The sequence below is a fragment of the Muricoccus nepalensis genome (assembly GCF_006438825.1).
Lineage (GTDB): Bacteria > Pseudomonadota > Alphaproteobacteria > Acetobacterales > Acetobacteraceae > Roseomonas > Roseomonas nepalensis.
Genome location: NZ_RCZP01000004.1, coordinates 168,859 through 182,608, shown reverse-complemented (window position 1 = coordinate 182,608; position 13,750 = coordinate 168,859). Strand labels below are relative to the sequence as shown.

Below are 13,750 nucleotides of genomic sequence, written 5' to 3'. Positions count from 1 at the left end.
CGAAGTCCGAGACCAATGACCCTCACCGCCGAGCGCCTGAACAAGATCTCCCCCTCCCAGACCATCGCCATCTCCACGAAGGCGCGGGAGATGAAGGCGGCGGGGCGGGACATCATCAGCCTCTCGGCCGGCGAGCCCGACTTCGAGACCCCCCAGAACGTCAAGGACGCGGCCATCCGCGCCATCCAGGCCGGCGAGACCCGCTACACCGACGTCTCCGGCACCAAGGCGATGCGCCAGGCCGCCGCCGACAAGTTCCGGCGTGACCACGGCCTGGACTACAGGGTGGAGGAGATCGTCGTCTCCACCGGCGGCAAGCAGGTCATCTTCAACGCGATGGTCGCGACCCTCGACAAGGGCGACGAGGTCATCATCCCCGCCCCCTGCTGGGTCTCCTACCCCGACATCGTGGCGCTCGCCGACGGCACGCCCGTGATCGTCGAGGCCGGCCCGAACCAGGGCTTCAAGATCACCGCCGACCAGCTCGAGGCCGCGATCACGCCGCGCACCAAGTGGTTCATGCTGAACAACCCCTGCAACCCCACGGGCGCCGCCTACACGGCCGTGGAGCTGAAGTCCCTCACCGACGTGCTGCTCCGCCATCCCAACGTCTGGGTCTTCACCGACGACATCTACGAGAAGCTCGTCTACGACGGCTTCCGCTTCGCCACCGTGGTCGAGGTCGAGCCCAGGCTCCGCGACCGCACCGTCACCATGAACGGCCTCTCCAAGGCCTACGCCATGACCGGCTGGCGCCTCGGCTACGCCGGCGCCCCGGCGGCGCTGGCCAAGGCGATGGACAAGCTGCAGAGCCAGTCCACCTCCAACACCTCCTCCATCACCCAGGCCGCCGGCGTCGAGGCGCTGAACGGCCCGCAGGACACGGTGGAGACCATGCGCCAGGCCTTCGAGCGCCGCCGCGACCTCGTGGTCTCCATGCTGAACCAGGCGCCGGGCATCCACTGCAACACGCCCGAGGGCGCCTTCTACGTCTTCCCCTCCGTCACCGGCTGCCTCGGCAAGACCACCAAGGGCGGCAAGCGGCTGAGCACCGACGAGGATTTCGTCCTCGCCCTGCTGGAGGAGGAGGGCGTCGCCACCGTCCACGGCTCGGCCTTCCTCTTCCCCGGCTACATGCGCATCTCCTACGCCGCCGCCGACGATCAGCTGAAGGCCGCCTGCGAGCGCATCCAGCGCTTCTGCCAAGGCCTGCACTGAGCACGCCTGAACGGGGCTTCGCCTTCCGCCCCGCGGCGGAGGGCGACTTCGAGCCCCTGCTCGACCTCTCGATCCGCGTCATGCGCGCGCATCTGGAGCGGGTAGGGCGCTTCGACCCCGCCCGCCGCCGCGCCCGGATGCGCGCCGCCTTCGACCCCGCCGCCTTCCGCCTCATCGAGCGCGAGGGTCGCACCGCCGGCTGCGTCGCGGTCGTGGCCCACCCCGACCACCGCGAGATCCACTCCTTCTACCTCGAGCCCGAGGCCCAGGGCCGTGGCCTCGGCCGCGCCGTGCTGGACGCCATCCTGGCCGAGCAGCCCGACCGCCCCGTGCGGCTGGAAGTCCTCAAGGGAAGCCCCGCCGCCCGCTTCTACGAGCGCGCCGGCTTCCGCCTGACCGGGGAGAGCGCGTTCGACCTTCTCCTCGAGCGGCCCGTCCGGCCTTCGGCGTGAAGGCGGGCCACCCGTCCCGGCTTAGCCCATCCTGACGCCGTATTGCCCGCAGATCGCGACGATCTCCGGCGGCGTCAGCCCGCCCGGCGCCGCCCGGCCCGCCCGGTCGAAGTGCCGGAACATCTCGAGGCACTGCACGCCCGGGCTCGCCATCACCAGGAAGCGCACGAGCCCCGCCGTGTCGTTGCGGAAGCCGTGGCGCGATCCCGCGGGCAGCGTCACGGTCGTCCCCGGCCCATGCCGGCGCTCCGCCACGCCGTCGAACACGGTCAGCTCACCGTCCAGGACGTGGAAGACCTCCGTGTCCTCAGCATGGACATGCGGCGGCACGAAGAAGCCGGGCGGCGTCAGGTGCTCGCCGAGGAACAGGCCGTGCGGGCCGGGCTCCGCCTTCACCACCATCGTCGCACCGAAGACATCCAGGGCCTCGCCCTCGCCAGCCTCCAGCAGGCCGACCCGCTGATCCATCACGTCAGACATCCCTCTCGCCTCCCTGAAACGGGCATCCATCCCGCCGGGGCAGACTGCGGCATCGCCCGCGCGGGCGGCAGATCCCTGTTCTGGACAGGCCGTTCGCCCTGGCGAACAATGGCCTCATGCGGGCCTTCCTCGGCATCGAAGCCTTCGTCCGGGTGGTGGAGACCGGCAGCTTCACCGCCGCCGCCGAGCGGCTGCAAACCGCCAAGTCGTCGGTCAGCGAGACCGTCCGCGCCCTCGAGGACCGCCTCGGCGTCCGCCTGCTGGACCGCAGCACGCGGAAGGTGCAGCCGACCGAGGCAGGCCGCGCCTTCTACGCCCGCTGCCGCCTCCTTCTGCGCGAGGAGGAGGCGGCGCGGCTCGAGGCCCAGGCCATGCAGAAGGCCCCGGCCGGCCCCCTGCGTGTCGCCGCGCCGGAATGCTTCGCGGCCCGTCACCTCATCCCCGGCCTTGCCACCTTCCTCGCGGCCCATCCAGCCATCGAGATCGACCTCGTCGAGGCCGCCGGTCTGGCCCGGCTGGTCGAGGACGGCTTCGACCTCGCCATTCGCGTGACGGAAGTGCCGGCACCAGGCCTCGTCGTGCGGCGCCTGGCCACCTCCCGCGTCGTCATCGTGGCCTCGTCCGGCTACCTCGCCCAGCACGGCGCCCCGGCCGCACCCGGCGATGTCGCACGCCACCGTTGCATCGGCTTCGCGCCGCTCCCCTGGCGCGACACATGGCGCCTCGGCAACGAGACGGTCGCGATCCGCCCCGTCCTGCTGACCGACCACGCCGAAACCCTCCGCGCCGCGGCCATCGCCGGCGTGGGCCTGGCAGCAATCCCCGACTGGGCGGTCGCGGACGCGCTTGCCTCCGGCGCCTTGCAGCGCGTCCTGTCCGCCTGCGAGACGCCGGAAAGCGGCATCTTCGCCGTCTACCCGACCAACCGCCTCATGGTCCCCAAGGTTCGCGCCTTCGCCGACCACGTGGCCGCCATGCTGCGCGAGCGCGGCCTGCCGCCCTGAAGGAGGCTTGAAGCGGGGTTGGCGGCACGTCGCCCCAGGCCTAGTTTCCGCCCCCTCAAGGCCCCGCCCGCACTGGAACGCACCCTATGCCCGCCCTCGCCCAGAGGCTGCAGGAGATCACCCTCTCCGGCTCCACACGCATGTCCATCCGCGCGCGCGAGCTTCGCGAGGCCGGCCACAAGGTCATCAGCCTGACGGTCGGCGAGCCCGACTTCGCCACCCCGCCCCACGCCATCGAGGCCGCGCACGAGGCGGCGCTGGCCGGCCGGACGAAGTACCCGCCCAACGACGGCTGGCCCGAGCTGAAGGCCGCGGTCCAGCGCAAGTTCCGGCGCGAGAACGGCCTCGACTACGCGCTCGACGAGATCATGGTCGCCAACGGCGGCAAGCAGGTCATCCTCGACGGCATCCTCGCCACCGTGGATGGGGGCGACGAGATCGTCATCCCCACGCCCTTCTGGTCCGCCTATGCCGACATCGGCAAGCTCGCTGGCGGCGTGCCCGTCCTCGTGCCCTGCCCGCAGAACAACGGCTTCAAGCTCCGCCCCGAGGACCTCGATGCCGCCATCACGCCGCGCACCAAGTGGGTCGTCCTGAACTTCCCCAACAACCCCTCGGGCGCCGCCCTCACGCGCGAGGAAGTCGCCGCCCTCGCCGCCGTGCTGATGCGCCACCCCCATGTCTGGGTGATGTCGGACGAGATGTACGAGCACATCTCCTACGTCGAGACCGGCTTCCACAGCATCGCCGCCGTCGAGCCCGGCCTGCGCGACCGCGTGCTGACCGTCAGCGGCGCCTCCAAGACCTACGCCATGACCGGCTGGCGCGTCGGCTTCTGCGGCGGCCCGCGCGCGCTGATCAAGGCCATGACCAACATGCAGAGCCAGACGACGAACGGCATCGCGACGGTCGCCCAGGCCGCCACCATCGCCGCCCTGGACGGCCCGCAGGACGCCGTGGAGGAGCGCCGCGCGCTCTACCGCGCCCGCCGCGACCTCGTCGTGAGCATGCTGAACGAGGCCCCCGGCATCCAGTGCCACCGCCCGGAAGGCGCCTTCTACGTCTACCCCAGCGTCGCCGGCCTCCTCGGCCGCACCACCGCCGGCGGCCGGCGCCTGGAGACCGACGAGGACGTCGCCATGGCCCTGCTGGAGGAGAACCACGTCGCCACCGTCTCCGGCACCGCCTACGCGATGAGCCCCTACATCCGCCTCTCCTATGCAACCGACACGGAGACGCTGCGCGAGGCCTGCGCGCGCATCCAGGCCTTCTGCCAGGGCCTGTCGTGACCCCCGCCATCCGCCCCGGCACCGACGCCGACGCGGATGGCTTCATCCGCCTCATCGGCGACGCCTGGGCCGAGTACCCCAACTGCGTCCTCGACGTGGACGCCGAGGTGCCCGAGCTCCGCGCCCTCGCCACCCATTTCGGCAAGGTCGGCGGCGCCCTCTGGGCCGCCGAGGGGGACGGCGCCCTCGTCGGCATGGTCGCCACCCGTCCGTTGCGCGACGACGACGAAGCCTGGGAGATCGGCCGCATGTACGTGGCCAAGGCGGCCCGCGGCACCGGCCTCGCCCACGCCTTGCTGGACCGCGCCGAGGCCCACGCCGTCGCCCACGGCGCGCGCCGCATGATCCTCTGGACCGACACCCGCTTCGAGGCCGCGCACCGCTTCTACGAGAAGCGCGGCTACGTCCGCGCCGGCTCCATCCGCATCCTCGACGACCTCTCCAACTCCCTCGAGTTCCGCTACGCCAAGCCCGCCACCGGCGTGGTGGTGGAGGTGCTGGACGCCGCCGCTGCCTCCAGCGCCGAGCGCCGTCTCGCCGAGATCCTCGTCGCCTGCGTCGCGGCCGGCGCCTCCGTCTCCTTCCTGCCGCCCCTCGCGCCCGAGGTCGCTCGCGCCTTCTGGCGCGGCGTCTCCGCCGACGTCGCCACCGGCGCCAAGGTCCTCCTCGGCGCCTGGTGCGACGGCCAGCTCGCCGGCACCGTGCAGCTCGTCCTCGCCCAGCAGCCCAACGCCCCGCACCGCGCGGAGGTCTCGAAGGTGCTGGTGGACCCCGCCTTCCGCCGCCGCGGCATCGGCCGCGCCCTCATCCGCCGCGCCGAGCAGACCGCCCGCGGCACCGGCCGCAGCCTCCTCGTGCTGGACACCGAGGCGGACGGCCCCGCCGAGCGCCTCTACCGCGCCCTCGGCTGGCAGGAGACCGGCCGCGTCCCCGGCTACGCGCTCGACCACGACCGCCGGCCGCACGACACGGTCTTCTTCTGGAAGAGGCCCGGAGGATCACGCCCATGACCACGCCCATGATCACGCCGGACTGGTGCCGCATGATGGCGGCCTACAACGCCGAGATGAACCGCCGCCTCCTCGCCGCGGCGGCCCGGCTGCCGGACGCCGCCCGGCGCGAGGACCGCGGCGCCTTCTTCGGCAGCCTCCACGGCACGCTGAACCACATCCTCTGGGGCGACATGCAGTGGATGTCGCGCTTCACCGGCAGCGAGAAGCCGCCCGTCGGCGGCGGCCAAGCCAGCACCGGCCTGGAGCCCGACTTCGACGCCCTGGCTGCCAGGCGCGCGGCCATGGACGCCCGCATCGCCGGCTGGACCGCCGGCCTCTCACCCGAATGGCTCGCCGGCGACCTCACCTGGTTCAGCGGCGCCGCCGGGCGCGAGGTCACGCGCCCCCGCGCCCTCCTCGTCACCCACTTCTTCAACCACCAGACCCATCACCGCGGACAGGCCCACGCCCTGCTCACCGCCGCCGGCGAGGACACCGGCGACACCGACCTCTTCCTCGTCCTGGACGACGCCTAGCCTCGCTGGAGCAGCTCCACGCGCACGTTCTCCGGCCCCTCGACGAAGGCGATCCGCGTGCCCGGCCTTACGTCGTTCGGCTCCACCACCACGCGCACGCCTTTCGCCCGCATCCCCTCGACGATCGCGTCGATCCCGCTCACGGCCACCGCCAGGTGCTCGATCCCGAGGAAGGGCGCGGGCGGGTTGCCCGGCGTGGAGGCCGGCACCCGGTCGATGAAGACGTTGATGCCGCCGAGGTCGAGCATCACCCGAAGGCTCGACGGCCCCTCGTTCCGCCCCTTCGGCGCGCAGTCGAAGTGCTCCACGAACCAGGCCGCCGTCGCGTCCGGGTCGGGGCTGCGCAGGTGCACGTGGTCGAAGGCGAAGCGGCTCATGGCGTTTCCTCAGCGAAGGCTGTTGAATCCGCCACTACCACCGACATAGGCCCCGCGCGACCCCTCCCGCGTCTCGCAGGCCGCGAGCCCGATCAGCGCGAGCAGCACCAGCACCGCGCGCATCAGACGGGCATCCCGCCATGGTCCGGCAGGTCGTTCAGGTGGCACCGGCTGCGATGCCCGGGCGCCACCTCCTTCAGCGCGGGAACCTCCACCCGGCAGCGGTCGAAGGCGTGCGGGCAGCGCGGGTGGAAGTGGCATCCGGCGGGCGGGTTGAGCGGGGAGGGGATCTCACCCTTCACCGTGGCAAAGGACTTCTTCCGCGCCTCGATCTTCGGCACCGCCGCCAGCAGCGACTGCGTGTAGGGATGGTTGGCGCGGGCGAACACCGTCTCCGTCGCCGCCTCCTCCACCACGCGCCCGAGATACATGATCACCACCCGGTCGCTCAGGTGCTCCACCACGCCGAGGTCGTGGGAGATGAAGAGGTAGGTGAGGTTCAACTCGCCGCGCAGCCGCATGAACAGGTTCAGCACCTGCGCCTGGATCGACACGTCCAGCGCCGCGACGGATTCGTCGCAGACGAGGAACTCCGGCTGCACCGCCAGCGCCCGCGCGATGCCGATCCGCTGCCGCTGCCCGCCCGAGAACTGGTGCGGGTAGCGCGCCTTGAACACGGGATCGAGCCCCGCCCGCCGCATCTGCTCGTCCACGTAGGCGGAGAAGCCCGCCCGCGTGGTCAGCCCGTGGTAGAGCGGCGCCTCGCCGATGATCTCCGCCACCTTCAGCCGCGGGTTGAGCGAGGACATCGGGTCCTGGAAGATCATCTGCGCCTGCAGCATCGCCGCGCGCGCGTCCTTCGCCCCCAGCCCCGTCCGGTCGCGCCCCTTCCACAGGATCGTCCCGTCCGAGGGCGGCAGGATCCCCGCCACCATCCGGCCGAGCGTGGACTTGCCGCAGCCGGATTCGCCGACCAGCCCCACCACCTCGCCCTTGCGGATCGTCAGGTCCACCTTGTCGACGGCGTGCACCACCTCGTCGCGCAGCGGCGCGCCGAGCTTGGCGGCGATCCTCCCCGCGAAGTCCAGCCGCTTGGCGAAACGGCGGGACACCCCCACCACCTCGATCAGCTTCTCCGCGTCCGCCCCGCGCGCGAAAGCCTTCGGAGCCTCAACCGTCGCGCTCATGCGGCCACTCCCGCTTCCTCGAGATGCGGCCGGAAGCAGCGCGCCTCGTGCGCGGGCAGGATCTCGGCCATCGGCGGGTCCTGCGCGCAAACCTCGGCCGCCCGCGGGCAGCGCGTGCGGAAGGGGCAGCCCACCGGCAGGTTGAGCAGGGAGGGGGTCATCCCCGGGATCTGCAGCAGCGGCTGCCCCCGCTTGTTGCGGCTGGGCACGGAGCCCAGCAGCCCGTGCGTGTAGGGGTGCAGCGGATGGTCCAGCACCTCGTCCACCGCGCCGTACTCCGCGATCTTGCCCGCGTACATCACGGCGATGTCGTCCGCGAGCCCGGCCACCACCGAGAGGTCGTGCGTGATCCAGATGATGGAGGTGCCGGTGTTCGCCGCCAGCTTCTGCACCTCCGCCAGGATCTGCCCCTGGATCGTCACGTCCAGCGCCGTCGTGGGCTCGTCCGCCACGATCAGCTCGGGCTCGTGCAGCAGCGCGATCGCGATGGCCACGCGCTGGCGCATGCCGCCCGAGAACTGGTGCGGGTAGGCCTTCAGCCGCTCGTCCGGGGAAGGGATGCCCACCATCCCCAGCGTGTCCCGCGCCCGCTGACGCGCGTCGTCGTGGCTGATCTTCCGGTGCGCCTGCATCGTCTCGATCATCTGCGTGTCGATCCGCAGGACCGGGTTCAGCGTCATCATCGGGTCCTGGAAGATCATCGCGATCCGGTTCCCCCGGATCGCCCGCATCTCCTCCTCGGACGTCTTCACCAGGTCCCGGCCGCCGAAGAGCATCTCGCCCCCCACGATCCGCCCGGGCTCGTCCACCAGCCGCATGATGGAGAAGCCCGTGACCGTCTTGCCCGAGCCGGACTCGCCGACGAGCCCGAGCACCTTCCCGCGCCCCACGTTGAAGGACACGTCGTTCACCGCCGGCACCACCCCGGCCCGCGTGAAGAAATGCGTCCGCAGGTTCCGGACCTGCAGGGTGGGAGGGGCGGCGGAGGCGGGGATGTTGGGCTGCACGTTACTTCTTCAGCCGGGGGTTGAGAACGTCGCGCAGATGGTCGCCGACCAGGTTGATCGAGACGATCGTGATCAGCAGCGCGATGCCTGGGTAGAAGGAGATCCAGTACTTGCCGGAGAGCATGTACTCGTAGCCGTTGGCGATCAGCAGCCCGAGCGAGGGCTCGGTGATCGGCACGCCCAGGCCGAGGAAGGACAAGGTCGCCTCCAGCGCGATGGCGCGCGCGATCTGGATGGTCCCCACCACGATCAGCGGCGGCATGCAGTTCGGCAGCAGGTGGCGGAAGATGATCCGCCGCGTCGGCAGCGCCAGGCACTGCGCCGCCTCGATATACTCCCGCCGCCGCTCCACCAGCGCCGTCCCTCGCACGGTCCGCGCGTAGTAGGCCCACTCCACCACGATCAGCGCGATGACGACGTTCATGATCCCCTTGCCGAGGAAGGCGAGGATCATCAGCGCCGAAAGGATGGTCGGGAAGGAGAGCTGGAGGTCCACCAGCCGCATGATGATCGTGTCGGTCCGCCCGCCGGCATAGGCCGCGAGCATCCCCAGCGAGGCCCCCACCACCGCCGCCGCGATGGCCGATCCCGCCCCGACGATGAGGCTGATGCGCAGCCCGTACATGATGCCCGACAGCATGTCCCGGCCCTGGTCGTCGGTGCCGAGCCAGTAGGTCATGGTGTCGTCGCCGTTGCGCGACCCCGGCTCCAGCCGCCCGTCCATGATGTCGAGCTGCGCGAGGTCGTAGGGGTTCTGCGGCGAGATCAGCGGCGCGAAGATCGCGACCAGTACAATGGCGACGAGGACCACCAGCGCCCCCGTCGCGATCTTGCTCTCGAAGAACTCCGAGACGAAGCGCCGGAACGGCGTCTCGACCCGGGGCGCCTTGGCGGCCGGCGCGGCGCCCGCGGTGGTCGCGCTCATCCCTTGCTCTCCAGCCGAACGCGCGGATCAAGGACCGAGTAGAGCAGGTCCACCACGAGGTTGATGATGATGAACATGAGCACGATGCTCATGAGGTAGGCGACGATCACGGGTCGGTCGAGCACGTTGATGCTGTCGATGATCAGCTTGCCCATGCCCGGCCAGGCGAAGACGCTCTCCGTCACCACGGAGAAGGCGATGGTCGAGCCCAGCTCCAGCCCCACCACCGTCACCACGGGGATGAGGATGTTCTTGAACACGTGCACCCCGATCACCCGTTGGGGCGAGAGCCCCTTGGCGCGCGCGAATTTCACGTAGTCCATCAGCATCGTCTCGCGCACACCGGCGCGGGTCAGGCGGATCACGAGGCTGATCTTGAACAGCGCGAGGTTCAGCGCCGGCATCGCCATGTGCCGCAGCCCGTCCCAGGTCAGGAAGGACCAGCGCATCCCCAGGAACTCCGCCGTCTCGCCCCGCCCCGTGGAGGGCAACCAGCCCAGTTGCACGGCAAACACCATGATCAGCATCAGCCCGACCCAGAAGGTCGGCAGCGAGAAGCCGAGGATTGACCCCGCCATAATCGCCTTCGCGCCCGCCCCGTTCGGCCGCAGCCCCGCGTAGAGCCCGAGCGGCAGCCCGACCAGAATCGCGAGGATCGTCGCCCCGAAGGCAAGCTCCAGCGTCGCCGGCGCCCGCTGCCCGATGAGCTGCAGCGCGGGCTCGTTGAACACGAAGGACCGCCCGAGATCGCCCCGCAGCGCGTTGCCGAGGAAGGAGAAGTATTGCTCGTACAACGGCTTATCGAGGCCGAGCGCCGCGATCGCCCGCGCCCGCTCGAACTGGTCCGCGTCCGGGGAGATCAGGATCTCCACGGGGTCGCCGATCGCGTAGACGCCCACGAAGACGATGACGGACATGGCCAGCATGACCAACGCGGCTTGGATAAGCCGGCGCAGTAGGTAAACGCTCATGCCCTATCCCTTTCCGTCATCACCGCCGCTCCCGTCAAGCCGTGCCCTCAGGGGCCCGCCGGCCGCACGTCCTGGGCCCGCGACAGCTCGTCATTGCGAGCATCGTGCCGGATGCCGCGCCGCATCGCCCAGATGTTCGTCTGGATGTGGATCGGGATCACCGCCACGTCCTCCGCCGCGATCCGTTCGGCGTCCAGCACCAGCTTCTGCCGCTTCTCCTCGTCGAGCTCCGTCAGCGATGCCTCGAGCAACCGGTCCACCTCGGGGTTGGAGTAGCGCCCGCGGTTGGAGGCGCCCCAGCCCTTCTCCGCGTTCACGGTCGCGAGAATGTTACGCAGCGGGTGCGACCCGTCCGGATTTGACCCCCAGCCGATGAGATGCGCGGAGAAGTCCTGCCGCGCCGCCCGCCCGACGAAGACCGACCAGGTCTGCCCCTCCACCGCGGTCCGGACCCCGATCCGCGTCCAGGTCTGCCCGATCGCCTGGATGATGCGCCCATCGTTGATGTAGCGGTCGTTCGGTCCGTTCAGCTGGATGCGAAAGCCATTCGGGTACCCCGCCTCCGCCAGCAGCCGCTTCGCGCCCTCGGGGTCGTAGCGGGTGGGCTGCACGTCCGGCACGTGGCCCGTGACCCCCGGCGGCAGGAACTGCCCCGCCGGCGTCGCCGCCCCCTCCATCAGCCGCTCGACGATCGCCTGCCGGTCGACGGCCATGGACAGCGCCCGCCTGACCCGCACGTCCCGCAGCGGGTTGCGCCCCAGCGGCTTGCCGTCGTTGTCGGTGATGAAGGGCGAGTTCTCGTTCGGCCCGCGCAGGTGGTCCAGCCCGAGGAAGATCAGCCGCAGCCCCACCGTCTCGCTCAGCGCGACGCGGTTGTCGGTGCGAAGCTTCGTCAGGTCCGTCGTCGGCACCTGGTCGATGAAGTCCACGTCCCCCGCCAGCAGCGCCGCCGTGCGGGAGGCGTCGTTCGTGATCATGCGGTAGTTGACGCGCTGATAGGCCGGCTTCGGCCCCCAGTACTCGTCGTTCCGCGCGAACTCGATGCGGTCGCCGTTGCGGTAGCTCACCACGCGGTAGGGCCCGGTCCCGACCGCCGCCCGCACCGCGTTGAAGTCGTCCGTCGTCGCGTTCTCGTGCGTTTCCTTGTCGAGGATGCGCACGTTCGTCATGTCGAGCGGCAGCAGCGGGTAGGGCTGCGCCGTGTGGAAGCGCACCGTCAGCGGGTCCACCACCTCCACCCGCGTGATTGGGCGCGCGTAGACGGCGTAGGAGGCCGGGCTGTTCGGCACGTTCGGCAGGCGGGCGATGGTGAAGGCCACGTCCTCGGCCGTGAAGGGATTGCCGTTGTGGAACCGCACCCCTGGCCGCAGCTTGAACTCCCAGGTCGTCGGGCCGACCACCCGCCACTCCGTCGCCAGCCCCGGGACGTTGCGGGACTGCGCGTCCGTGTTCACCAGCTTGTCGAACACCATGTCCGACACGGCGTTGTTGGGCGAGAGCTGGTGGTAATGCGGGTCGAGCGACGTCACCGGCGCGCCGACGGCCATGGTGAGCGTCTGCGCCCGCCCCGGCACCGAACCGCCGGCCATGGCCGCCAAGGCCACCGTCGCACCCAGCAGAAGCTTCCTCATCAGCCCTCCTTCACGCGCGCGTCACCGCTGCGCTAATTCCGCCGGTTGCACATCCTGTGCCCGCGTCAGCTCGTCCGCCCGCGCCTCGTGCCGCAGCCCCCGACGCATGGCCCAGATGTTCCGCTGGATGTGAATCGGGATGATGCCGACATCCTCCATCGCGATCCGCGTCGCCTCGCGCAGCAGCGCCTCGCGCCGCTCGTCGTCGAGCGTCCGCAGCGCCGCCTCCATCGCCGCGTCCATCTCCGGGTTGCTGTAGCGCCCCCGGTTGGACCCCCCGAAGCCCCGCGCCGCGTTGTAGGTCGCCAGCAGCGACCGCAGCGGGCTCGAGGCCTCGCCGGAGGAGGTCCCCCAGCCCGCCAGCATGGCCGAGAGCTCCTGCCGCCCGGCTCGCCCCACGAAGGTCGCCCAGGGCTGCGCCCCCACGCTCGTCCGCACCCCCGCCCGCGTCCACATCTGCCCGATCGCCTGGATGATGCGCGCGTCGTTCATGTAGCGGTCGTTCGGCCCGTGCAGCGTCAGCCGGAAGCCGTTCGGATACCCCGCCTCCGCCAGGAGCCGCCGCGCGCCGTCCGGGTCGCCCCGCTGCGCCACCAGCCCCGGGATGGAGCCGAAGCCCCCCGCCGGCAGCAGCTGCGCCGCCGGCGTCGCCGCCCCCTCCATCACCCGCTCGGCAATGGCGCCGCGGTCGATGGCCAGGGAGAGCGCCCGCCGCACCCGCGCGTCCTTCAGCGGGTTGCGAGGCAGGGGCCGACCGTCCTCCCCCAGCGCGAAGGGCGAGGCCGCCTCCCGCGAGTGGTCGAGCGCGAGGTAGATCAGCCGCAGCCCGTCGACCTCGCTCAGCTGCACCCGGGAATCCCCCCGCAGCTTCGCGATGTCGCTCGTCGGCACCTGGTCGATGAAGTCGACGTCGCCCGACAGCAGCGCCGCCGTGCGCGCCGCGTCGTTCGTGATCATTCGGTAAATCACGCGCGCCCAGTGCGGCCGCTCGCCGAAATAGGCGTCGTTGCGCGCGTACTCGATCCGGTCGCCGTTGCGGTGGCTCACCAGCCGGAACGGCCCGGTGCCGATGGCGATCTTGCCGGAGTTGAACTCCTCGGTCAGCGGGTTCGCGTGGGTCTCGCTGTCGAGCATCTCTACCTGTGCGAGGTCGGTGGGCAGCAGCGGGTAGGGTCCGTTCGTGTGCAGCCGCACCGTCAGCGGGTCCACCACCTCCACCCGCCGCACCGCCCGCGTGTAGATCCCGTAGGAGGAGGGGCTGTTCGGCACCGTCGGCACGCGCGCGATGGTGAAGGCCACGTCCTCGGCGGTGAAGGCGTTGCCGTTGTGGAAGGTGACGCCGGGCCGGAGCCTGAACTCCCACACGTCCTCCGCCACCGGGCGCCAGCTCGCCGCCAGCCGCGGCACCACCCGCGCCCGCGCGTCGAAGCTCGTCAGGCTGTCGAACAGCATGTCCGCCACCGCGTAGTTCGGCGACAGCGCGTGGTAATGGGGGTCGAGCGAGGTGACCGGCGCGCCCACCGCAAGGTTGAGCGTCTGCCCGGCGGAGGGCGGGACGAGGGCGGCGCAGGACAGGAAGGCGGCACAGGCCGCCATGGCTACTCGCTGCATGCAGTTCCCCGGGTTTCCCGATGGCGCTTCCCCAGCGGCCCTTCTAGCAGTCCGCCCACCCTGCCGCTAG

At 71.0% G+C, this 13,750-nt stretch carries 14 protein-coding genes; 6 read left to right on the top strand and 8 right to left on the bottom strand.

The features are described from left to right. The first annotated feature begins 15 nt into the window (after positions 1-15). Together EAH89_RS07295 and EAH89_RS07290 are read left to right on the top strand one after the other, a co-directional pair. Entirely contained in the window at positions 16-1,218 is a 1,203-nt protein-coding gene (locus EAH89_RS07295; protein WP_140882132.1) for a pyridoxal phosphate-dependent aminotransferase, read from the top strand. Positions 1,219-1,298: 80 nt separating this feature from the next. Then, positions 1,299-1,670, top strand: coding sequence for a GNAT family N-acetyltransferase (locus tag EAH89_RS07290; protein WP_140882131.1), 372 nt, complete (start codon positions 1,299-1,301; stop codon positions 1,668-1,670). A 21-nt stretch (positions 1,671-1,691) separates the two neighbouring features. Here EAH89_RS07290 and EAH89_RS07285 read toward each other — a convergent pair whose 3' ends face one another. Beyond that, positions 1,692-2,150, bottom strand: coding sequence for a cupin domain-containing protein (locus EAH89_RS07285; protein WP_161993499.1), 459 nt, complete (start codon positions 2,148-2,150; stop codon positions 1,692-1,694). A 116-nt stretch (positions 2,151-2,266) separates the two neighbouring features. On the opposite strand from EAH89_RS07285, the gene EAH89_RS07280 reads away from it, so the two are divergent. The 4 genes from EAH89_RS07280 (at position 2,267) to EAH89_RS07265 (ending at position 5,971) form a co-directional block, all read left to right on the top strand. After that, entirely contained in the window at positions 2,267-3,154 is an 888-nt protein-coding gene (locus tag EAH89_RS07280; protein WP_140882129.1) for a LysR family transcriptional regulator, read from the top strand. A gap of 86 nt (positions 3,155-3,240) precedes the next feature. Further along, positions 3,241-4,443: a pyridoxal phosphate-dependent aminotransferase gene (locus EAH89_RS07275; protein WP_140882128.1), complete on the top strand. Its 1,203-nt coding sequence runs from the start codon at positions 3,241-3,243 to the stop codon at positions 4,441-4,443. Continuing rightward, positions 4,440-5,453 carry a GNAT family N-acetyltransferase gene (locus tag EAH89_RS07270; RefSeq protein ID WP_140882127.1) on the top strand — a complete coding sequence of 338 codons (1,014 nt, stop codon included), beginning with the start codon at positions 4,440-4,442 and terminating at the stop codon, positions 5,451-5,453. The genes EAH89_RS07275 and EAH89_RS07270 overlap by 4 nt, the downstream gene beginning before the upstream one ends. Next, positions 5,450-5,971, top strand: coding sequence for a DinB family protein (locus EAH89_RS07265; RefSeq protein ID WP_241666897.1), 522 nt, complete (start codon positions 5,450-5,452; stop codon positions 5,969-5,971). Before EAH89_RS07270 ends, EAH89_RS07265 begins: the two co-directional genes overlap by 4 nt. On the opposite strand, the gene EAH89_RS07260 is transcribed toward EAH89_RS07265, so the two are convergent. The 7 genes from EAH89_RS07260 to EAH89_RS07230 all read right to left on the bottom strand — a co-directional run bounded on the left by EAH89_RS07260 (position 5,968) and on the right by EAH89_RS07230 (position 13,680). Next, the gene (locus EAH89_RS07260) at positions 5,968-6,348 is read right to left on the bottom strand and encodes a VOC family protein (RefSeq protein WP_140882126.1); all 381 of its coding nucleotides are present in this window, start codon (positions 6,346-6,348) and stop codon (positions 5,968-5,970) included. The two genes, EAH89_RS07265 and EAH89_RS07260, sit on opposite strands and share 4 nt — an antisense overlap. A gap of 122 nt (positions 6,349-6,470) precedes the next feature. Next, the gene (locus EAH89_RS07255) at positions 6,471-7,535 is read right to left on the bottom strand and encodes an ABC transporter ATP-binding protein (RefSeq protein WP_140882125.1); all 1,065 of its coding nucleotides are present in this window, start codon (positions 7,533-7,535) and stop codon (positions 6,471-6,473) included. Beyond that, on the bottom strand, positions 7,532-8,542 hold the full coding sequence (locus EAH89_RS07250; RefSeq protein WP_194152309.1) for an ABC transporter ATP-binding protein: 1,011 nt from the start codon (positions 8,540-8,542) through the stop codon (positions 7,532-7,534). The genes EAH89_RS07255 and EAH89_RS07250 overlap by 4 nt, the downstream gene beginning before the upstream one ends. A gap of 1 nt (position 8,543) precedes the next feature. Next, positions 8,544-9,467: an ABC transporter permease gene (locus EAH89_RS07245; protein WP_140882124.1), complete on the bottom strand. Its 924-nt coding sequence runs from the start codon at positions 9,465-9,467 to the stop codon at positions 8,544-8,546. Then, a complete protein-coding gene (locus EAH89_RS07240) occupies positions 9,464-10,438 on the bottom strand; it encodes an ABC transporter permease (protein ID WP_140882123.1) in 975 nt (324 codons plus the stop codon). The genes EAH89_RS07245 and EAH89_RS07240 overlap by 4 nt, the downstream gene beginning before the upstream one ends. Before the next feature lie 47 nt (positions 10,439-10,485). Next, complete coding sequence (locus EAH89_RS07235) at positions 10,486-12,069, bottom strand: ABC transporter substrate-binding protein (protein WP_140882122.1); 1,584 nt, start codon at positions 12,067-12,069, stop codon at positions 10,486-10,488. Positions 12,070-12,090: 21 nt separating this feature from the next. Further along, the gene (locus EAH89_RS07230; protein WP_140882121.1) at positions 12,091-13,680 is read right to left on the bottom strand and encodes an ABC transporter substrate-binding protein; all 1,590 of its coding nucleotides are present in this window, start codon (positions 13,678-13,680) and stop codon (positions 12,091-12,093) included. Between the last annotated feature and the right edge of the window lie 70 nt (positions 13,681-13,750).

Coding starts and splice junctions, on each gene's coding strand:
- EAH89_RS07295 (WP_140882132.1), top strand. CDS start 16: ATGACCCTCACCGCCGAGCGCCTGAACAAGATCTCCCCCTCCCAGACC.
- EAH89_RS07290 (WP_140882131.1), top strand. CDS start 1,299: ATGCGCGCGCATCTGGAGCGGGTAGGGCGCTTCGACCCCGCCCGCCGC.
- EAH89_RS07285 (WP_161993499.1), bottom strand. CDS start 2,150: ATGTCTGACGTGATGGATCAGCGGGTCGGCCTGCTGGAGGCTGGCGAG.
- EAH89_RS07280 (WP_140882129.1), top strand. CDS start 2,267: ATGCGGGCCTTCCTCGGCATCGAAGCCTTCGTCCGGGTGGTGGAGACC.
- EAH89_RS07275 (WP_140882128.1), top strand. CDS start 3,241: ATGCCCGCCCTCGCCCAGAGGCTGCAGGAGATCACCCTCTCCGGCTCC.
- EAH89_RS07265 (WP_241666897.1), top strand. CDS start 5,450: ATGACCACGCCCATGATCACGCCGGACTGGTGCCGCATGATGGCGGCC.
- EAH89_RS07260 (WP_140882126.1), bottom strand. CDS start 6,348: ATGAGCCGCTTCGCCTTCGACCACGTGCACCTGCGCAGCCCCGACCCG.
- EAH89_RS07255 (WP_140882125.1), bottom strand. CDS start 7,535: ATGAGCGCGACGGTTGAGGCTCCGAAGGCTTTCGCGCGCGGGGCGGAC.
- EAH89_RS07245 (WP_140882124.1), bottom strand. CDS start 9,467: ATGAGCGCGACCACCGCGGGCGCCGCGCCGGCCGCCAAGGCGCCCCGG.
- EAH89_RS07240 (WP_140882123.1), bottom strand. CDS start 10,438: ATGAGCGTTTACCTACTGCGCCGGCTTATCCAAGCCGCGTTGGTCATG.
- EAH89_RS07235 (WP_140882122.1), bottom strand. CDS start 12,069: ATGAGGAAGCTTCTGCTGGGTGCGACGGTGGCCTTGGCGGCCATGGCC.
- EAH89_RS07230 (WP_140882121.1), bottom strand. CDS start 13,680: ATGCAGCGAGTAGCCATGGCGGCCTGTGCCGCCTTCCTGTCCTGCGCC.